The organism is Streptomyces sp. NBC_00620 (assembly GCF_026341825.1).
Classification (GTDB): domain Bacteria; phylum Actinomycetota; class Actinomycetes; order Streptomycetales; family Streptomycetaceae; genus Streptomyces.
In genome coordinates, this window is the sequence record NZ_JAPENY010000003.1 from 1622151 (window position 1) to 1640715 (window position 18565).

General features: G+C 70.5%; 18 protein-coding genes. 8 read left to right on the forward strand and 10 right to left on the reverse strand.

What is annotated here, in order from left to right; genetic code table 11:
- Positions 1 to 14: 14 nt before the first annotated feature.
- The 3 genes from OG246_RS38395 to OG246_RS38405 form a co-directional block, all read right to left on the reverse strand.
- Positions 15 to 407 carry a ribonuclease domain-containing protein gene (locus tag OG246_RS38395; RefSeq protein ID WP_266473641.1) on the reverse strand — a complete coding sequence of 131 codons (393 nt, stop codon included), beginning with the start codon at positions 405 to 407 and terminating at the stop codon, positions 15 to 17.
- A gap of 151 nt (positions 408 to 558) precedes the next feature.
- Positions 559 to 1185 (reverse strand): dihydrofolate reductase family protein, encoded by a 627-nt coding sequence (locus tag OG246_RS38400; protein ID WP_266473642.1) that lies wholly within the window; start codon positions 1183 to 1185, stop codon positions 559 to 561.
- An 87-nt stretch (positions 1186 to 1272) separates the two neighbouring features.
- A complete protein-coding gene (locus tag OG246_RS38405) occupies positions 1273 to 2100 on the reverse strand; it encodes an AIM24 family protein (RefSeq protein WP_266473644.1) in 828 nt (275 codons plus the stop codon).
- A gap of 130 nt (positions 2101 to 2230) precedes the next feature.
- On the opposite strand from OG246_RS38405, the gene OG246_RS38410 reads away from it, so the two are divergent.
- Entirely contained in the window at positions 2231 to 2980 is a 750-nt protein-coding gene (locus tag OG246_RS38410; protein ID WP_266473646.1) for a 3-oxoacyl-ACP reductase family protein, read from the forward strand.
- A gap of 189 nt (positions 2981 to 3169) precedes the next feature.
- On the opposite strand, the gene alc is transcribed toward OG246_RS38410, so the two are convergent.
- On the reverse strand, positions 3170 to 4300 hold the full coding sequence (gene alc, locus OG246_RS38415) for an allantoicase (RefSeq protein ID WP_266473648.1): 1131 nt from the start codon (positions 4298 to 4300) through the stop codon (positions 3170 to 3172).
- A 79-nt stretch (positions 4301 to 4379) separates the two neighbouring features.
- Positions 4380 to 5720, reverse strand: a complete 1341-nt coding sequence (gene allB / locus OG246_RS38420; protein WP_266473649.1) for an allantoinase AllB — start codon at positions 5718 to 5720, stop codon at positions 4380 to 4382.
- A gap of 270 nt (positions 5721 to 5990) precedes the next feature.
- Between allB and OG246_RS38425 the strand changes: the two genes are divergently transcribed.
- Positions 5991 to 6794, forward strand: a complete 804-nt coding sequence (locus tag OG246_RS38425; RefSeq protein ID WP_266473651.1) for an IclR family transcriptional regulator — start codon at positions 5991 to 5993, stop codon at positions 6792 to 6794.
- A gap of 124 nt (positions 6795 to 6918) precedes the next feature.
- Here OG246_RS38425 and OG246_RS38430 read toward each other — a convergent pair whose 3' ends face one another.
- Positions 6919 to 7233 (reverse strand): DUF5955 family protein, encoded by a 315-nt coding sequence (locus OG246_RS38430; protein ID WP_266473654.1) that lies wholly within the window; start codon positions 7231 to 7233, stop codon positions 6919 to 6921.
- 208 nt (positions 7234 to 7441) lie between these two features.
- Here OG246_RS38430 and OG246_RS38435 point away from each other — a divergent pair, with 208 nt between their 5' ends.
- Complete coding sequence (locus OG246_RS38435; RefSeq protein WP_266473658.1) at positions 7442 to 8041, forward strand: NTP transferase domain-containing protein; 600 nt, start codon at positions 7442 to 7444, stop codon at positions 8039 to 8041.
- 187 nt (positions 8042 to 8228) lie between these two features.
- Complete coding sequence (aceB, locus tag OG246_RS38440) at positions 8229 to 9863, forward strand: malate synthase A (RefSeq protein WP_266473660.1); 1635 nt, start codon at positions 8229 to 8231, stop codon at positions 9861 to 9863.
- A gap of 6 nt (positions 9864 to 9869) precedes the next feature.
- Here aceB and OG246_RS38445 read toward each other — a convergent pair whose 3' ends face one another.
- Genes OG246_RS38445 through OG246_RS38455 form a run of 3 tightly spaced genes read right to left on the reverse strand, consistent with a single transcriptional unit; the run spans position 9870 to position 12708 of the window.
- Complete coding sequence (locus OG246_RS38445) at positions 9870 to 10169, reverse strand: SelT/SelW/SelH family protein (protein ID WP_266473662.1); 300 nt, start codon at positions 10167 to 10169, stop codon at positions 9870 to 9872.
- Positions 10166 to 11080 carry a HipA family kinase gene (locus OG246_RS38450; protein ID WP_266473664.1) on the reverse strand — a complete coding sequence of 305 codons (915 nt, stop codon included), beginning with the start codon at positions 11078 to 11080 and terminating at the stop codon, positions 10166 to 10168. Before OG246_RS38450 ends, OG246_RS38445 begins: the two co-directional genes overlap by 4 nt.
- A gap of 41 nt (positions 11081 to 11121) precedes the next feature.
- Complete coding sequence (locus OG246_RS38455) at positions 11122 to 12708, reverse strand: IucA/IucC family protein (RefSeq protein ID WP_266473666.1); 1587 nt, start codon at positions 12706 to 12708, stop codon at positions 11122 to 11124.
- Positions 12709 to 12815: 107 nt separating this feature from the next.
- On the opposite strand from OG246_RS38455, the gene OG246_RS38460 reads away from it, so the two are divergent.
- Genes OG246_RS38460 through OG246_RS38470 form a run of 3 tightly spaced genes read left to right on the forward strand, consistent with a single transcriptional unit; the run spans position 12816 to position 16447 of the window.
- Positions 12816 to 14318, forward strand: coding sequence for an IucA/IucC family protein (locus OG246_RS38460; RefSeq protein ID WP_266473668.1), 1503 nt, complete (start codon positions 12816 to 12818; stop codon positions 14316 to 14318).
- Between the two features lie 45 nt (positions 14319 to 14363).
- The gene (locus OG246_RS38465) at positions 14364 to 15629 is read left to right on the forward strand and encodes a VWA domain-containing protein (protein WP_266473670.1); all 1266 of its coding nucleotides are present in this window, start codon (positions 14364 to 14366) and stop codon (positions 15627 to 15629) included.
- The gene (locus tag OG246_RS38470; protein WP_266473672.1) at positions 15629 to 16447 is read left to right on the forward strand and encodes a hypothetical protein; all 819 of its coding nucleotides are present in this window, start codon (positions 15629 to 15631) and stop codon (positions 16445 to 16447) included. Before OG246_RS38465 ends, OG246_RS38470 begins: the two co-directional genes overlap by 1 nt.
- Before the next feature lie 197 nt (positions 16448 to 16644).
- On the opposite strand, the gene OG246_RS38475 is transcribed toward OG246_RS38470, so the two are convergent.
- Positions 16645 to 17271, reverse strand: a complete 627-nt coding sequence (locus tag OG246_RS38475) for a helix-turn-helix domain-containing protein (RefSeq protein WP_266473674.1) — start codon at positions 17269 to 17271, stop codon at positions 16645 to 16647.
- Positions 17272 to 17356: 85 nt separating this feature from the next.
- Here OG246_RS38475 and OG246_RS38480 point away from each other — a divergent pair, with 85 nt between their 5' ends.
- A complete protein-coding gene (locus tag OG246_RS38480; RefSeq protein ID WP_266473675.1) occupies positions 17357 to 18565 on the forward strand; it encodes a pyridoxal phosphate-dependent aminotransferase in 1209 nt (402 codons plus the stop codon).

The following is an 18565-nucleotide window of genomic DNA, read 5'->3' on the forward strand; positions in this document are numbered from 1 at the left end:
GCATCACCCTCGGTTCAGCAGCTGTAGTTGACCAGCTTGAAGGTGACGTAGTGGTCCGCAGTGTAGTAGTCCTCGTCCGTCCTGTTGCCGGTGACGATGCGCCGGGCGCCACGCGTCGAGGAGCCGGGCGTGATCACCGTGTACTCGTGATAGTAGCCGGTGGACTGAGAGGGCAGGATGCCTTCCCGGTTCTGGAAGACGGCCCCGTCCTGCGAGTACGGGAAAGGGCCTCCCGAGTCGATCAGGCGGAGCGTGGTGTACGCCTGGGACGGCAGCGCGCCGTAGCAGATGCTGCCCACGGCGGTCGCCGCCGCGTTGGCCGGTACCGCGGCGGTGCCGCCTACGAGCAGGGCGGACATGAGGGCGACGATGGCGCCCGTGCGAGTGGTTCGTGGGGGGAATCTCATGGACCTAGAATGACGCGCGTAGACCATGGCATGTCAATGACAAGTCTAGGGATTTCTCCCGCCAAGTCCGATGAATTTTCCGGGAGTTAACCTGCCGCCCGGCGGTGCGGCCCGTACGCCGGACCTCGCCACCGGTGCGGCTGATCTGCGGTTAGGCGTTGGCCGGGAGCTCGTAGGTGCCGTATTCCGGGCGGCCCGCGAAGTCGTACGACTGGATGGAGACGCCCTTCGAGGTGATGCGTCCGCCGGTGTGCCGGAAGGCGGTCGGTACGGAGCCCTCGCGGAAGATGCGGCGGCCGGCGCCAAGGACGACCGGGAAGGTGAGCAGGTGGACGGTGTCGACGAGGTCGAGGGCCAGCAGGGACTGCAGGAGTGCGCCGCTGCCGTGCACCTGGATCTCACCGTCGGTGCGCTCCTTGAGGGCGGTGACCTCCTTGGCGAGGTCGCCGCCGATCACTGACGTGCCGTCCCACGCGGGGTCGGTCAGGGTCGACGAGGCGACGTACTTCGGCAGAGCGTTGAGCTTCGAGGCGACGGGGTCGGCCGGGTCGGTCATCTTCGGCCAGAACGCGGCGAAGATGTCGTACGTACGGCGGCCGAGGAGGAACGCGTCGACGCTGCCGAAGACCTCGGTGACGAACCGGCCGAAGTCCTCGTCGTCGAACGGGACGGACCAGCCGCCCTGTGTGAAACCGCCCCTGGGGTCCTCCTCGGGACCGCCCGGTGCCTGGTAGACGCCGTCGAGGCTGACGAAGATCTGGGAGACGAGCTTGCCCATGACGGGTGCCTTCTCTCTCGGGTGAGGTCTGTTGTCATCAGCTCAGACCCCACCCGCACCCGCAACTCATCGGTCGGCCCACCGGTGTCATCCCGCGTTCGTCGAGAACAACCCGCCCGTCGGACCCTGCTTGTCGCCGCCCTGGGCCTTCCTGAGGGCGTTGGCGAGGCTCTCGATGGTGAGGGACTGCAGGATCACCCGGCCGTTGCCCTCCAGGGTCGCGAGGGACAGGCCCTCGCCGCCGAAGACCGCGTTCATCAGGCCCTGCCGGTTGAGGCCGCCGACGCGCTGGATGCCGTACCGGATGCCCTCCTCGAAGGCGACGACGCAGCCCGTGTCGACCTCGATGCGGCCGCCGAACTCGGCCGGGTCGAGGTCGATGAAGTTGCCCGCGCCCGCGATGATCACCGTGCCCCGCCCGGTGAACTTCTCCAGGACGAAGCCCTCGCCTCCGCTGCGCCCCGTCTTCCCGCCCTGGAAGGCGATCCCGAACTGCACGCTCGACTCGGCGGCGACGAACGCGTCCTTCTCCGCGAACCACGCGCGTGTGCCGTCCAGCTCCAGAGCGCGCATCTCGCCGGGCAGGACGCCCGCGAAGCCGACCGTGCCCTCGCCGCCCGTCGACGTGAAGTACTGGAAGGCCAGCGACTCGCCCGCGAGCGCGCGCTGGCCGGCCTGCATCGCCGTGCCCATGGCCTGGCGCAGCATGCCGCCCATGCCACCGCCCGCGCCCCCGGCGCCGCCCTGGGGTCCGCCGCCCGCGCCGCCGGACGGCCCGGAGAGCCTGGTCTCCATCGTCACGTTGGTGGTCTTGAAGAGGAACTTTCCCGCCTCGCAGTACACGGTCTGGCCGGGGCTCAGGCTGACGACCGCCATCTGCATGGCAGTGCCGACGATTTCCTGCTGAAGAGTCACAAAAGGTGAACGTGAGAGGCGGAGGGAAGAGTTCCGGCCATCCGAGTGGCCTGTCGGCCGGGCAGGCGTCGGCGAACTCACCGTCCGTTTACCGCCAGCAACCGGGCCTCGAAGCCGCTGGGATGGATCCATGACTTCACGAGAGAACATGAGCGGCACGGTGGCCCTGGTCACCGGCGGCAGCCGGGGTATCGGGGCCGCGACGGCTCTGCGGCTCGCCCAGGACGGTGCCGATGTGGCCATCACCTATCTGCGGGACAAGGAAGCCGCCGAGGACGTCGTACGGAGGATCGAGGCGCTCGGCAGGCGTGGGCTGGCGCTGCGGGCGGACTCCGGCGACGCGGTGGAGGCCGTCGAGGCGGTGCGTACGGCTGCGCAGGTGTTCGGGCGGCTCGACGTGCTGGTCAACAACGTGGGCGTCGGGCTGCTCGGCCCCCTGGAGTCGCTGTCCCTCGCCGACGTCGACCGGGTCCTCTCCGCCAATGTGCGCGGGGCCTTCCTGGCCTCCCAGGCGGCGGCTCCGCACCTGGGGCGCGGTGGGCGGATCATCACGATCGGTACGTGTATGACGCAGCGGGTGCCCGGGGCCGGGGGCACGCTGTACGCGACCAGCAAGTCGGCGCTGATCGGGCTCACGAAGGCGCTGGCGCGGGAGCTGGGTGGGCGGGGGATCACTGCGAACATCGTCCACCCCGGGCCGGTGGACACGGAGATGAATCCGGCGGACGGGCCGCATGGGGCCGGGCAGGCGGCGATGACCGCGCTGGGGCGGTTCGGTACCGCCGACGAGGTGGCCTCGATGGTGGCGTATCTCGCCGGGGGCGAGGCGGGGTACGTCACGGGGGCGGAGTTCGCGGTGGACGGGGGGCATGCGGCGTAGGGGCAGGGTTTTTCGCCCCCTCCGCCCCTACCCGTCCCGTACCTGGGGGCTCCGCCCCCAGACCCCCGTATCGCGCTGACGCGCTCGTCCTCAAACGCCGGACGGGCTGAACCCCGCGGAGCGGGGGTTTGGGGGCGGAGCCCCCAAGTGACGGGAATGGGTAGGGGCGGAGGGGGCGAAAACTACTCGTCAGCCGCCCAGTTCCTGGTGGCGGGCCGTCAGCCGCGCAGTGCCTTCCTCGGTCAGCGAGCCGAACAGCCTCAGGCGGGAGATGCCGCCGTCCGGGAAGATGTCCACGCGTGCGTGGGTGCCGACGGCGGGGGCGGTGAGGACGAAGCGGTGGTTGGTGTCGGGCTGGAGGCGGGTGCGGGGGAGGATCTCCGTCCAGGCCCCGTCGGCGCCGTCCTTCACCGACACCGAGGCCCAGCCCGCGCTGTTGCCCTTCAGGTACGCCGTGTCGATCTCGATCGCGCGGATCTCCGACTGGCCGACCAGCTGGTAGCGGATCCAGTCGTTGCCCTGGTCACGGCGGCGTCGGGTCTCCCAACCGTCGTCCATCTTGCGGGAGCGGCCCGGCTGGATGGTGTTCGAGGCGGGGGAATAGAAGAGGTTCGAGGCGTCCTCGGCCCGGCCGCCGTTCTCCAGGGCGACCACGTCGAAGGTGCCGAGCACGGACAGCCACTCGGGGTCCGGTACGACCTCGCCGTGGACGCGCAGGCGCGCGATGCCGCCGTCGGGGTGCTGGTTGACGCGCAGGTGCGTGAAGCGCTGTTCGACGGAGACGGCGAAGCCGTTGGCCGCGTGGCCGCCGACCGCCGTGCGCGGGACGAGCGTCGTCCACTTCACGTCGTCCGCCAACAGCTCCTCGGGCGAAGGGGAGCCGGGGACGGACGCCCCCTCGACCGACACCGCCTGCGGGTAGTTCCCGCGGAAGTGGGCCGTGTCGACGACGATGCCGCGTACGACGCCGGGCGCGCCCAGGCGGACGAGGGCCCAGTCGTGGTCCTCGGCGGTCGGCCACGGGTGCTCGGCCGAGGCGCCGCGCCGGCGGCGGGTCTCCCAGCCGTCCATGATCTTGCCCTTGTGGCCGAAGTGCTCGGGGTCGAACTCGGCGGCGCCGGGCAGGAGAAGGTTCTCGCGCTGGGCGAAGAACTCGTCGTTGGCGGCGATGACACCGGCGCCGAGCTGCCGGTCGGCGAGGTTGGTGTACTGGGTGAAGGGGAAGTCGGCGGTGCGGTAGTCCGCGTACGGGTCGCCGCCTCCGTAGGGGTTCGCGTCGCCGGTGAAGTGAGCCGGAGTGGACTGATGCTGCGCCGTCACGGTGATCAGGTCTGCCTTTCGAGGGTCGGCCGCTGCGGGTGCGGATGCGGGTGCGTGCGTGGAGTTGGTACGGCTGTGGTTACGGGTGCCGGGTCAGCAGGTGCCCCGTCGGCTCGCCGAACTCACCGTCGGCCACGATGCGTGTCCCCCGCAGCCAGGTGGACTTGACGACCCCGCTGAGGGTCTTGCCCGCGTATGCCGTGACCCGGTTGCGGTGCTGGAGCGCGGCGGGGTCGACGGTGAACGTCTCGTCCGGCGCGAGGACCGCGAAGTCGGCGTCGTGGCCCGCCGCGATGGCGCCCTTGCGGTCGCCGAGGCCGACGAGTTCCGCCGTGCGCGTCGACATCCAGCGCACCACGTCCTCCAGGGCGTACCCGCGCGCCCGGGCCTCCGTCCAGACCGCGGACAGGCTCAGCTGGAGGCCGGAGATGCCGCCCCACGCGGTCGCGAAGTCGTCGGTCTTCAGGTCGGCCGTGGAGGGCGAGTGGTCGGTGACGACGCAGTCGATGGTGCCGTCGGCGAGGGCCTGCCACAGCAGGTCCTGGTTGGCGGCCTCGCGGATGGGCGGGCAGCACTTGAACTCGCTGGCGCCGTCCGGTACTTCCTCGGCGGTGAGGGTGAGGTAGTGCGGGCAGGTCTCGACCGTGAGCCGGACGCCCTCCGCCTTCGCGGCGGCGATCAGCGGCAGCGCGTCGCTCGACGACAGGTGCAGTACGTGCACGCGCGCGTTGAGGCGCTTCGCCTGGGCGATGAGGTTCTCGATGGCGGTGTCCTCGGCGTCGCGCGGGCGCGAGGCGAGGAAGTCGGCGTACTTCCCGCCGCCCTTCTGCGGGGCGGCTGCGAGGTGGTGCGGGTCCTCGGCGTGCACGATCAGCAGGCCGCCGAAACCGGCGATCTCCGCGAGTGACTGGGCGAGTTGCTCCTGGTCTAGCTCCGGGAACTCGTCCACACCGGACGGGGAGAGGAAGGCCTTGAAGCCGAAGACGCCGGCGTCGTGCAACGGCCGCAGATCCTTGACGTTGTCGGGCAGTGCGCCGCCCCAGAAGCCGACGTCGATGTGCGCCTTGGAGCGGGCGACATCCTTCTTCGTACGGAGGTTGTCGACCGTCGTCGTCGGCGGGAGGGAGTTGAGCGGCATGTCGATCAGGGTGGTGATGCCGCCGGCGGCCGCCGCGCGCGTGGCCGTCCAGAAGCCCTCCCACTCGGTGCGCCCTGGATCGTTGACGTGCACGTGGGTGTCGACGAGGCCGGGCAGCAGGACGTCGTCGCCGAAGTCCTCGATGCGGGCACCGGCCGGTACCTCCGCGTCGTGCGCGAGTACGGCCCTGATCTTTCCCCCGGCGACCGCGACCGAGGCGGCGCGCGTCCCTTCGGGAGTGATGACGCGTGTCGAGCGCAGCACCAGTTCGACGTCGGACACCCGGACCCCTCTCTGTCCCTGTTGACTCCCGGCACGGCTGTTTACTTCCGCGTAACGAAATTCAACGTTCTGTTGAAGGAGTCTTCACTTCGACCCTCGCGCCGTCAAGGGCGCACTTCTCCACTCTGCCTCTCATGCGTCGACTCTGGACGTTTCCACAAAGTGGAATTAGAATTCCGCCCAGCAGAACGTAGCTATGCACCACCAGGGGGTCGACCGACTGCCGGGTAGGCTGCACCACCGCCTGTCAGTCTTGAAAGGACCGCGCCCGTGCCGACGTCCAGCGCCAGCACCACCGACGCCGCCAAGTCTTCCGCACCCAGCGGTGGCGTCCAGTCCCTTGAGCGCGCCTTCGATCTGCTCGAGCGGATGGCGGACGCCGGGGGCGAGGTCGGCCTGAGCGAGCTCGCCGCGAGCAGCGGGCTGCCGCTGCCCACCATCCACCGCCTCATGCGCACGCTGGTGTCCTGCGGCTACGTACGTCAGCAGCCCAACCGCCGGTACGCCCTCGGCCCCCGTCTGATCCGGCTCGGGGAATCCGCCGCCCGGCTCCTCGGCACCTGGGCCCGCCCCTACCTCGCGCGCCTCGTCGAGGAGACCGGCGAGACCGCGAACATGGCGCTGCTCGACGGGGACGAGATCGTCTACGTCGCCCAGGTGCCGTCCAAGCACTCGATGCGCATGTTCACCGAGGTGGGCCGCCGGGTGCTGCCGCACTCCACGGGTGTGGGCAAGGCGCTGCTCGCGCACACGCCGGCCGACGAGGTGCGCTCGCTCCTCGCCCGTACCGGCATGCCCGCCGCGACGGAGAAGACGATCACCACGGCGGACGGATTCCTGACCGCACTGGAAGAGGTGCGCCGGCTCGGCTACGCGGTCGACGACAACGAGCAGGAGATCGGCGTCCGCTGCCTCGCGGTGTCCGTGCCCAACTCCCCCACCGCCGCCGCCATTTCGATCTCAGGCCCGGCGGGTCGCGTCACCGAGGCGGCCACCGAGAAGATCGTGCCGGTGCTGCAGCAGGTCGCGGTGGAGCTGTCCGAGGCGCTGGCCAGCTCGGGACCGGCCGTCTGACCCTACGACGGTACGGCAGCGCCCCGAAGGGGCGCGGGGAACTGCGCGACCAGCCACGACGTACCCGCAGCTGATGGTGGACCGGACTTCCAGCAGCGCGGTTGCGGCCCCGGACCCACCGGGACTACCGCCGCGGCGGTTCCCCGAACAGCTCCACGGCGCTGCGGACATCCGCGAGGCTCGTCGCCAGCGCGCTGACCGAGCCGATCGCACCCGCGACAAGGAGCAGGGAGCGACGCAGGCGCGGGACCTCCGGGACGCCGCTGACGGCCATCGCGGCGAGGGCCGCGAGCTCGTCCTCGGCGATGCCCCGGTCCGGGAACTCGGCCGGATGCGCGGCGAGTTGACGGCGCAGCCGGGAGACGGCGGTACTCAGTTCCGCCACCCTCGGGTCCTCGTCGTTGCCGGTCACTGGCCTCTGCCCCAAGCTCCGCAACACAGCTCTCCCCCTCGCACGTCCTTGTGCGCAAGTCCTTCGTACGTCCGCCAAACGCCCCATGGCGATGGTCGGGCGCCGGGGACGCGGGCCAGTAAACGCCACCCGGTGCGGTGGGCGCCACTACCCTGACCGAAATTCAGCCCACGGACATCGTGCGCTCCATCCGGGTTCCGGAGCGCGCCCCGGCCGGGTCGGGTATGCAGGGGACATGACGGAGAACAAAGACCAGGTGGCCGGGCTGCTGCTGGCGGCCGGCGGCGGGCGGCGGCTCGGTGGGCGCCCCAAGGCGCTCCTGCCCCACCGGGGGCGGCCCCTTGTCGAACACGCGGTCGGAGTGCTGCGCGCGGGCGGCTGCACCCGCGTCCATGTGGTCCTCGGGGCCCGTGCCGACGACGTACGGGAGCAGGCTTCACTGCCCGGCTGTGTGCTCGTCGACAATCCGGAGTGGGAGGAGGGCATGGGTTCCTCGCTGCGGGCGGGGCTCGATTCGCTGGCGGGCACGGGGGCGCGGGCCGCGTTGGTGTCGCTCGTGGACCAGCCCGGCATCGGGCCCGAGGCGGTGGGTCGGGTACTTGACGCGTACGAGGGTGAAGGGACGCTCGTTTCGGCCGCCTACGAGGGCGTGCGCGGTCACCCCGTTCTCTTCGGCGCCGCCCACTGGGCGGGCATCGCCGCGACTGCGACCGGGGATCGAGGGGCGCGCGCCTACCTGAAGGAGCACGCAGCAGCGATCACGCTCGTCGAGTGCGGAGACATTGCGCGGCCGTACGACATCGACACGGCGGAGGACCTGGTCCACCTTGAGTGAACGGGGTGGCACTGAGCGCCACACTCTGTCGACCCGGAGAATCTCGACATCAACAAACCATTGAACTTCCACAATGAGGAAACTAGTATCCACTGTTCAGAAGCGCCCCCTTGCTCCGCGGGCGTTCACAGCCGTACTCAGATTGACTGGCACCCGGTGCCACGCTCGCTGAAGGAAGTGACAGCTCATGTCCGCACCAGCGCCGTCCTCGCTGGCCATCGTCGACGCCGAGCCCCTGCCCCGGCAGGACGAGGTCCTCACCGACGCGGCCCTCGCCTTCGTGGCCGAGCTGCACCGGCTGTTCACGCCCCGGCGTGACGAGCTCCTCGCCCGCCGTGCGGAGCGCCGCGCCGAGATCGCCCGCACCTCCACGCTCGACTTCCTCCCGGAGACCGCCGCCATCCGCGCGGACGACTCCTGGAAGGTGGCCCCCTCCCCGGCGGCCCTGAACGACCGCCGTGTCGAGATCACCGGCCCCACCGACCGCAAGATGACCATCAACGCCCTCAACTCCGGCGCGAAGGTCTGGCTCGCGGACTTCGAGGACGCCTCCGCGCCCACCTGGGAGAACGTGGTGATCGGGCAGGTCAACCTGGCCGACGCGTACACCCGGAACATCGACTTCACGGACGAGCGCACCGGCAAGTCGTACGCGCTCAAGGCGGACGCCGAGCTCGCGACCGTTGTCATGCGGCCGCGCGGCTGGCACCTGAATGAGCGCCACCTCGTCGACGCCGACGGCACTCCCGTGCCGGGCGCGCTCGTCGACTTCGGCCTGTACTTCTTCCACAACGCGCAGCGCCTGATCGACCTCGGCAAGGGCCCGTACTTCTATCTCCCGAAGACGGAGTCGCACCTGGAGGCGCGCCTCTGGAACGACGTCTTCGTCTTCGCGCAGGACTACGTCGGCATCCCGCAGGGCACCGTTCGCGCGACCGTCCTGATCGAGACGATCACGGCGGCGTACGAGATGGAGGAGATCCTCTACGAACTCCGCGACCACGCCTCCGGGTTGAACGCGGGCCGCTGGGACTACCTCTTCTCCATCGTCAAGAACTTCCGTGACGGCGGCCAGAAGTTCGTGCTGCCGGACCGCAACGCGGTGACGATGACAGCCCCGTTCATGCGCGCCTACACCGAACTCCTCGTCCGCACCTGCCACAAGCGGGGCGCGCACGCGATCGGCGGCATGGCCGCGTTCATCCCCTCGCGCCGCGACGAAGAGGTCAACAAGGTCGCCTTCGAGAAGGTCAAGGCGGACAAGGACCGTGAGGCGGGCGACGGTTTCGACGGCTCCTGGGTGGCCCACCCGGACCTCGTCCCGATCGCCATGGCTTCCTTCGACGCGGTTCTCGGCGACAAGCCCAACCAGAAGGACCGGCTGCGCGAGGACGTGTCCGTCGCCGCCGGTGACCTGATCGCCGTGGACTCCCTCGACGCCAGGCCGACGTACGACGGCCTGGTCAACGCCGTCCAGGTCGGCATCCGCTACATCGAGGCCTGGCTCCGCGGGATGGGCGCGGTCGCCATCTTCAACCTCATGGAGGACGCGGCCACCGCCGAGATCTCCCGCTCGCAGATCTGGCAGTGGATCAACGCGGGGGTCGTCTTCGAGCACGACGGCAAGGCCGTGGCCGCGACGCCCGAGCTGGCCCGCGAGATCGCCGCCGAGGAGCTCGCGAACATCCGCGCCGAGATCGGCGAGGAGGCCTTCGCGGCGGGCAACTGGCAGCAGGCGCACGACCTGCTGCTCACGGTCGCCCTCGACGAGGACTACGCGGACTTCCTCACGCTGCCCGCGTACGAGCAGCTCAACGGCTGACGACGCTCACTTCTCCGAGTGGCCCAGGGACTTTTCCGGGGCCACTCGGTCGCGTACGAGGCGCTTCACGGCGGTCGGCTCCGGGAAGCCCTGCTCGCGGCGGTCCCAGACGACCTCGTCGTCCACGCGTACGACGAAGACGCCGCCGGTGCCGGGCTTGAGGGCGAGTTCCGTCAGCTCGGTCTCGAAGGTGGTGAGGAGTTCCTGCGCGAGCCAGGAGGCGCGGGGCAGCCAGCGGCACTGAGTGCAGTACTCGATCTGGACGCGATGGGTGTTCGCCGGGTCCTCCGGGGGCTTCGTGTTCATCCGAGGTGTACCGACCAATCCTGTTCCGCCGCCGGTTTGCCGTGCAGGTCGGGGACCTGTTTGAGCCAGTTCGGCCGGCCTCGCTGAGTCTTCGCCACGCGGTCCGCGTCCTCCGCGGCGAGTTGTTCCCGGGTGGGGAAGTCGGTGGGCAGCCACTGTGCGGAGGCCTTCACACGGGCGAGGAGGTAGCGGACGTACGCCTCACGCGCCTCGTCGGGGGTCGCGAAACCCGGCTCTTCCGCGAGCCAGGCGTCGGGCACCTCCGCGGTGATCTGGCGCAGCAGTTCCTCGGTCACCAGGGGGGCCAGTTCGGCGTCCGCCGCGCGGGTGTCCGGGGTGTAGCCGCCGAGGGCGTGGCGCCGGAAGTCGTAGGCCTTCTCCGGTGCCGACGCGTCCCAGCGGTGGTGGAAGACGAGGGCCGCGCCATGGTCGATCAGCCACAGGCGCGGGGGTGCGACACCGAGCGTGGGCCAGATCATCAGGTTCGAGCTGTGCACCGTGCGGTCGACGTTGACCGTGAGGGCGTCCAGCCAGATCACCTTGCCCGCCTCCAGCGGGTCCACGGTGAAGGTCCTGGCGAGCTCCGGGGTGAAGTCCTTCGCGCCCGACAGGTAGTCCATGCCGAGGTTGAGCCCGGCGCTGGCGCGCAGCAGGTCCTGGACCTCCTGGTGCGGCTCGTGCTCGCCGATCGCCGGGTCGAAGTGCACGAGGACCAGCTCGGGGAATCGCAGCCCCAGGGCGCGCGCCAGCTCTCCGACGATCACCTCGGCAACCAGCGCCTTCCTGCCCTGCGCGGAGCCCGTGAACTTCACGACGTACGTCCCCAGGTCGTCGGCCTCGACGACTCCGGGCACGGAGCCGCCCGCCCTCAGCGGGGTCACGTATCGAACAGCGGTCACGTCGCGCAGCACACTGGCCACTGTAGATCAGGCGGTCGCCGGACCTCTCGGGATTATCCGCGGGCCAGCGGGCTGGGGAGCGGCACATAGCGGGCGTCCGCCCCGTCCGCTCCCGTCCATCGCAGCAGGAGGTTCGTCTTGCCGGGGAGGGTGGGTGAGGTGAGCAGGTCCGCGATCTCGGGGAGGCCGTGCTCCGTGTCGTAGCGGGTCAACTCCTGTCGTACGGCGGGCCACAGGTCCGCTGTCGGGTGGCGTTCGGCGAGGAGTGCGGCCAGTTCGGCGAGGTGGTTGACGACCAGGCAGTACACGAGCCGTTCCCAGCCCGCCGCCCGCGTCACCTCGGGCAGGAGCTTCACGCCTTCCGCGTCCCGGAAGAGTGCCTGTACGGGCATTCCGTCGGCGTCGACGGCCACCACCGTGTTCTGGACATGCGCCTCGACGACCACTCCGTACCGCGCGAAGGCGTCGAGGACCGGGGGCACGACCTGGCGCAGGTACGCCGCCCACCAGGCGGAGGGGTCGGTGAGCCGGTCGAGGGGGCTGCCGTCGAAGCCCTCCACGAGGGCGGCCGTGAGGAGTGGGGTCGCGCCGGGGACGACGTGGGCGCGCAGTCCGTCGCGGACCATCACGGCGAGTTCCTCGAAGGCGAAGTCGGCGGTGCGGTAGCCGCGGTCGCTCAGCCAGGCGGCCGGGCCGGGGATGGCCGCGAAGGCCGTCGCGGTCGCCTCGTCGGTGCGGCGGAGTTTCAGCAGGTCGTGCCGCCACAGCCGGCGGATGTCGTTGGTGATGCGCACATCGAGGCTGAACTTGAGGAAGAGGTCGTCCTCGGGGTCGTACAGCGTGCGGATGGCGGCCGTGGGCCACAGCGGATGTGCGGTGCGCCCCAGTCGCAGGAGCCGGCCGTCCGCGAAGGCCTCCCGGATCTCCGGGCGGGCGGCGACCAGGTCGAGCTGCCAGGGGTGGGCGGGGAGCATCCGGTAGCCGCGCGGCGGGTCCCCGAGGGTGTCGAGGGCCCTCGTGTCGCCCTCCTCGACGACCGCGTCCTCGCGCACGGCGAGCAGTTCCAGCGGGAAGCGGGCGTACGCCTCGGGCGCGTAGGGCAGCCAGCCGGTGACCGGGCCGCCGCCGCGGGCCTTGGGGGCCGGGTGGTGCGGATGCCCGGTGATCAGCGACTGTTCGGAGCGCAGATACGGATCCTCCGGAGGCGTGGCGCGAGCACGCGCGGCGAGGATCGCGGCGACCGCGTCCCGGCTGTCGTTCATCTCGGCGGGCAGCTCGGAGTTGGACAGGCCGGTGTGGGCGCGGAGTTCCTCTGCCGTGAGTTTGACCAGCTCGGCGTGGGTGAGCCGGTGCCAGGTGTCGTCGGCGTACAGCTCGGGACGCGTCGGTCGGCGCGTGCCGCGGACCTTCATCAGGCGTCCGCCTGCCTTGAGCCGGTAGGTGCCGGGGGTCCCGGCGGGCTCGCCCACCTCCCGCAGCAGACAATTGAGCAGCGGAGCGGCGGCGTACGCGTCGGCGACTGCTTCCGGGTCTTCGTCTTCCCTGGGAAGGCCGACCGGGTCGTTCCGGCCGTTCCGGTCGTTCCCAGGGGGCGGGGGGAGCATGGGGGGCATGGGGTCCACGCGATCCGTTCGTTCCATACGGTGCTCTGGTGATCATTATGTCTGTCGGCATCGCCGATCACGACGACAGACCCTCGTCGCAAGCGACGACGTGACGACAGACCCCGTACCCAAGGAGCCGCACTGTGCACCGTCCCCCCACGCCCGAGGCCGAGGCCGCGCTCGCGGACGAGCTGAGCGTCGCACGGCCCGGTCTGTCGGCACCGTACGCGGCCGCACTGCCCGGCGCGCGGGCGGCCGTACTGACCCGTCTGTGGCGGGCGCTGGCGTACGAGCCGATGCCCTGGGTCGCGCGCCGCGAGACGGGGCGGCACGGTCTCACGCTGCATCTGGCCGACGGCCGTCGGCTGCACGGGCCGCACGCGGATCCGTACGCGACCGCCTCGTACGTCACCCAGGTGCGGCTGGACGGCACGCCGCACGACCGTCCGGAACGGCTCGTCCTGGCCCTCGCCGTCCCGCACGCGGCCGCCTTCGCCACCGAACTCGGCAACAGTGTCGCCTCGTTGGCACTGTCCCGCGCAGGTCAGCCTGTCTCCGACCATGAGCCGGTCACCGGCTGGGAGTGGGAGCAGCGGATCGTCGACGGGCACCCGTATCACCCCAACTGCCGTTCGCGGCCCGGGTTCTCGGCGGCCGAGCAGCTCGCGTACGGGCCGGAGCACCGGCCGCTGGTGGACCTCGGGCTCGTGGCCTCGGACGACTGTCTCGTCACGGGCGAGTGGCCGAAGTGGCTGCGGGACGGGGAGCGGGTGTTGATCCCGGTTCATCCCTGGCAGGTGGCTCATGTGCTCGACGAACCGGTGCAGGAGGGTTTCGCCGCCCACCCGTTGATGTCGCTGCGCACCCTCGCGCTGCCGGACGGACCGCACATCAAGACCGCGCTGAGCGCCCGGCTGACCTCCTCCGTGCGGGACATCTCGGTGTACTCGATCGAGACGGCCGCGACGGTCTCGGCGTTCATGGAGACGATCACGGAACGTCTGGACGTGCCACTGCACATCACCCGGACCCTGGGCGCCGCCACCGCCAACAGCCCTGATCTGGCGGCGGTGTTGAGGGAGTCCCCGGACCTGTACGCGAACCCCGGTGAGCGGGTCGTCCCGGTGGCCGCCCTCGCCACCACCGCGTTGTCCCAATCCCCGTCCTGGCTGGCCGAGTTCACCCGTCTCGCCCTCACCGTCTGCCTGCGTCTGCTCGACCTGGGTGTGGCTCTGGAGGCACACGGCCAGAACCTCCTCGTGGTCCTCTCCCCCACCGGCGCCCCTCTCCGGCTCGTCTACCGCGACCTGGCCGACATCCGGGTCAGCCCGGCCCGCCTGGCCCACCACGGCATCCCGGTCCCGGATCTCGCCGGACGCATCGTCACGGACGACGAGAGCACCCTGCGGCGCAAACTCTTCGGCGCCCTCGTCGGCGGCACGCTGGGCGCGACGGCGGGATCGACGGCCGCTCTGCGCACGGCGATTGACGCGGTCGTGGACGATCTGCCGCACACCCCGGATCTGGCGGCCCTCCGCCGTGAACCGCTCCCCACCAAGGCGCTGACCTTGATGCGGCTGTCTCCGCAGACCCCGGGGGACATCTGGGCGCAGCTCCCCAACCCGCTCCTCAGCCCTGCGTTGTGAGGTCTCGTTTTGAAGCACGACACCTTTGATCAATAGGATCCGCCGATGATCACAAGACAACGGCTGGCAACAGGGGTTTGCGCCCTGCTCGCCGCCCTGACGGCCGGAATCGCCTACCCGGCCGGAGCGGTCGCCGACGAAACGGCGGAGCAGGCCGCTCCCAAGGTCGACCTCGTACTGGACGTCAGCGGTTCCATGCGGGCCACCGACATCGACGGCAAGTCGCGCATGGCCGCGGCCAAGCAGGCGTTCAACGAGGTGCTCGACGCGACGCCCGAGGAGGTCCAGCTCGGGATCCGCACACTCGGCGCCAACTACCCCGGCGACGACCAGAAGACGGGATGCAAGGACACCGCCCAGCTCTACCCGGTCGGCCCGCTGGACCGGACCGAGGCGAAGACCGCCGTGGCGACGCTCGTCCCCACCGGCTGGACCCCGATCGGACCCGCGCTGCTCAAGGCTGCCGACGACCTCGACGGCGGCAACGGGTCCAAGCGCATCGTCCTCATCAGTGACGGCGAGGACACCTGTGCCCCGCTCGACCCGTGCGAGGTGGCCCGGGAGATCGCGGCCAAGGGGATCGGGCTCACCATCGACACGCTGGGCCTGGTGCCGAACACCAAGATGCGCGAGCAGCTGAGCTGTATCGCCGAGGCCACCGGCGGTACGTACACCTCGGTGGAGCACACCGACGAACTCACCGACAAGGTCAACCAGTTGGTGGACCGCGCCGCCGATCCCGTGGTGGTGCCGCAGGCCGTGGAGGGTGCCGAGGCATGCGCCAAGGCGCCCACGATCGAGTCGGGCCTCTACACCGACCGTGAGGAGTTCGCGCAGCACCGCTGGTACCGCGTGGACGTCGAGCCGGGCCAGGAGCTGCGCGCCTCGGTGAGTGTCGCGGCGGACCGTGAAGTCAACCCCGACTACGGGGTGTTGCTTCGGGCCGTCACCCTGAGCGGACGGGAGATCGTCCGCGGTGAGGCGGCGAGCACCGGCCGGACCGATGTCATCTCGACGGGTCTGCGCTATCCGAAGGCCGAGAGCGACGACGAGAACGCCGCCGCCGAGACCGTGTGTCTCCAGGTCGCCAACTCCTTCTCGGCCGCCGCGGGCGTGAAGACCACGCCCGGGCTGCCGCTGGAACTGACGGTCGACGTCGTCGACGCGCCGGACCAGGCGAGCGACGTGGCCTCGTTCGGCCTCGGGCGCGGCTGGTGGCTGCTCGGTGCCCTCGTGCTCACCGGTTTCCTCGCGGGTGTGCTGTGGGGCTGGATCTCGCGCCTGCGGGTCGCTGTCTGGAGGACCAACTGATGCGTATCCCACGAGTGTTGACCGCCGCGCTGCTCCTGCTCGGGGTGGCCGCGGCCCCTGCCGTCGCCGACTCCTCGCCCTCGGCGAGCCCGTCGGACGACAGTGGCGCACCCACCCAGGCCGGTACGTCGTTCCGTACGGCGACGGAGATCGAGCAGGGGCAGCAGGCCACCGCGAGCGGGTCCTCGGGCGACTACCTGTACTGGTCGTTCCCCGCGGACGCCGGCCAGCGGCCCACCGTGAAGGCGACGGTGAAGCTGCCCGAGGCCTCGACGCGGAACGCCGCGCAGAGCTGGCAGCTCGATGTGTACGACGGGCTGCGGCGCCGTCAGGCGTGCCAGTACGGGGCGCAGACGCGGACGGCGGCGCAGGACGCCGCCTCCGTGGAGCTGTCCTGCACGCTGCGCAACGTCCGTGCCTGGTCGGAGACCTGGGCCGATGACCCGCTGCCGGGCACGTACTACGTCCGGCTGACCGCCATCGGTCTTGGGGCCGCCGACCTTGGTCTGCCGCTGAGTGTCGAGGTCCAGGTGTCGTCCAAGGACGTCGGCGGTTCGGCGGCGGTGGACGGCGCGCTTGCGCAGCCGCTGGTCCCGGGGGTCGCGACCTCCGTCGACGCGTCCGAGGACGAGGACTCCGACTCGACGACGGCAACGCTGTCGTCCCTGGAACCCGATGACGGGTGGGCCTCCGGGTGGTGGTCCGACCGGTGGGTGTGGACCGGGTTCGGTGGCGTGCTCGCTGCGTTGGCGGGGATCGGGGGGTATGCGCTGACCCGAGGGTCGGGGCGGCCTTCGCGGGTGCCGCGGGGCGTTTGATCGGAGGGTGGGGGTGGGGGTGGTTTTTCGCCCCCTCCGCCCCTACCCATTCCCGTCACTTGGGGGCTCCGCCCCCAAACCCCCGCTCCTCAAACGCCGGAGGGGCTGGATTCAGCCCGTCCGGCGTTTGAGGACGAGCGCGTCAGCGCGATACGACGGGACGGGAAGGGGCGGAGGGGGCGAAAAACCACCCCACCTCACCCCTCCCGCAGCCCCTTCGCCAGCGTGCCCTCGCCCGCCACCGTGACACGCCCCGCACGCACCCCGTCCAGCAGGCTCAAGTCCCCACGGCTCACGGCCTCGCACGTCCCCGTGTCGAGCGACAACCGGACGTCCGGCTCCTCCCGGGCGGGACCGTCCCCGTACACGGGCCCACCCTCACCCCCCAGCCACACATGGAACTCCCCCTCGTCCAGGCGGACTTCCACCAGCCCCTCCCCCTCAAGACCCCGCAGCAGCGGCAACGCGAACCAGTGCGCCCGTACGGCATCCGTCGGCCGCCGGTCCCCCAACTCGGCCGCGCCCCACTCCCCGAGCGCCTGCAGCACGGGAAGCAACTCGCGTCCACGCGAGGTGAGTTCGTACACGTACGCCGCACCGGGCGGCGGAAGGCGCCGCCGAGTCGTCAGCCCGTCCCGCTCCATGTCCTTGAGCCGGGAGGCGAGGACGTCCGTGCTCACGCCCGGCAGATCCGCGTGCAGGTCCGTGTAGCGGCGCGGTCCGCCGAGGAGTTCGCGGACGATCAGGAGGGTCCAGCGGTCACCGACGGCGTCGAGCGCGCGGGCAGCGGAACAGTACTGGTCGTAGCTTCGGCGAGGTGACATGCGACGCAGTCTAAACAACTTGTTGGACTTTCCAAGCGCCTACTTGGTAAAACCAAGCATCACAACGAACCGGAGGGCACAGCGCATGGAGTTCCGGCAGTCGAGCAAACTCAGCGAGGTCTGTTACGAGATCCGGGGCCCGGTGATCGAGCACGCCAACGCGCTGGAGGAGGCGGGCCACAGCGTGCTGCGCCTGAACACCGGCAACCCCGCGCTCTTCGGCTTCGAGGCGCCGGACGAGATCCTCCAGGACATGATCCGGATGCTGCCCCAGGCGCACGGCTACACGGACTCCCGCGGCATCCTCTCCGCCCGCCGCGCGGTCGCCCAGCGCTACCAGGACCGCGGCCTGGAGGTCGACGTCGACGACGTCTTCCTCGGCAACGGTGTCTCCGAGCTGGTGTCGATGGCCGTACAGGCGCTGGTCGAGGACGGCGACGAAGTCCTCATCCCGGCCCCGGACTTCCCCCTCTGGACGGCGGTGACCACGCTCGCCGGCGGCAAGGCCGTGCACTACCTCTGCGACGAACAGTCCGACTGGTACCCGGACTTGGCGGACATGGCCGCCAAGATCACCGACCGGACGCGTGCCGTCGTCATCATCAACCCCAACAACCCGACGGGAGCCGTGTATCCCAAGGAGATCATCGAGGGCATCCTCGACCTCGCCCGCCGCCACGGTCTGATGGTGTTCGCGGACGAGATCTACGACCAGATCCTGTACGACGACGCCGTGCACCACTCGGCCGCCGCGCTCGCCCCCGACCTCGTCGTCCTCACCTTCTGCGGCCTGTCGAAGACCTATCGCGTCGCCGGATTCCGTTCCGGCTGGCTGGTCGTCACGGGCCCCAAGCAGCACGCGCGCAGCTATCTGGAGGGCCTGACCATGCTCGCCTCCATGCGGCTGTGCGCCAACGCCCCCGCCCAGTACGCCATTCAGGCCGCGCTCGGCGGCCGCCAGTCCATCCATGAGCTGACCGCCCCCGGGGGCCGCCTCCACGAACAGCGCGACCGCGCCTGGGAGAAGCTCAACGAGATCCCCGGCGTCTCCTGCGTGAAACCGAAGGGCGCGCTGTACGCCTTCCCGCGCATCGACCCCGAGGTCCACAAGATCCACGACGACGAGAAGTTCGTCCTCGACCTCCTCCTCCGCGAGAAGATCCAGGTCGTCCAGGGCACCGGCTTCAACTGGCCCCGCCCCGACCACTTCCGCATCCTCACCCTCCCGTACGCCGACGACCTGGACGCGGCGATCAGCCGGATCGGACGGTTCCTGAGCGGGTACCGGCAGTAG

Coding starts and splice junctions, on each gene's coding strand:
- OG246_RS38435 (WP_266473658.1), top strand. CDS start 7,442: ATGACGGAGAACAAAGACCAGGTGGCCGGGCTGCTGCTGGCGGCCGGC.
- OG246_RS38470 (WP_266473672.1), top strand. CDS start 15,629: ATGCGTATCCCACGAGTGTTGACCGCCGCGCTGCTCCTGCTCGGGGTG.
- OG246_RS38395 (WP_266473641.1), bottom strand. CDS start 407: ATGAGATTCCCCCCACGAACCACTCGCACGGGCGCCATCGTCGCCCTC.
- OG246_RS38445 (WP_266473662.1), bottom strand. CDS start 10,169: ATGAACACGAAGCCCCCGGAGGACCCGGCGAACACCCATCGCGTCCAG.
- OG246_RS38475 (WP_266473674.1), bottom strand. CDS start 17,271: ATGTCACCTCGCCGAAGCTACGACCAGTACTGTTCCGCTGCCCGCGCG.
- OG246_RS38480 (WP_266473675.1), top strand. CDS start 17,357: ATGGAGTTCCGGCAGTCGAGCAAACTCAGCGAGGTCTGTTACGAGATC.
- OG246_RS38465 (WP_266473670.1), top strand. CDS start 14,364: ATGATCACAAGACAACGGCTGGCAACAGGGGTTTGCGCCCTGCTCGCC.
- OG246_RS38410 (WP_266473646.1), top strand. CDS start 2,231: ATGACTTCACGAGAGAACATGAGCGGCACGGTGGCCCTGGTCACCGGC.
- OG246_RS38455 (WP_266473666.1), bottom strand. CDS start 12,708: ATGGAACGAACGGATCGCGTGGACCCCATGCCCCCCATGCTCCCCCCG.
- aceB (WP_266473660.1), top strand. CDS start 8,229: ATGTCCGCACCAGCGCCGTCCTCGCTGGCCATCGTCGACGCCGAGCCC.
- OG246_RS38400 (WP_266473642.1), bottom strand. CDS start 1,185: ATGGGCAAGCTCGTCTCCCAGATCTTCGTCAGCCTCGACGGCGTCTAC.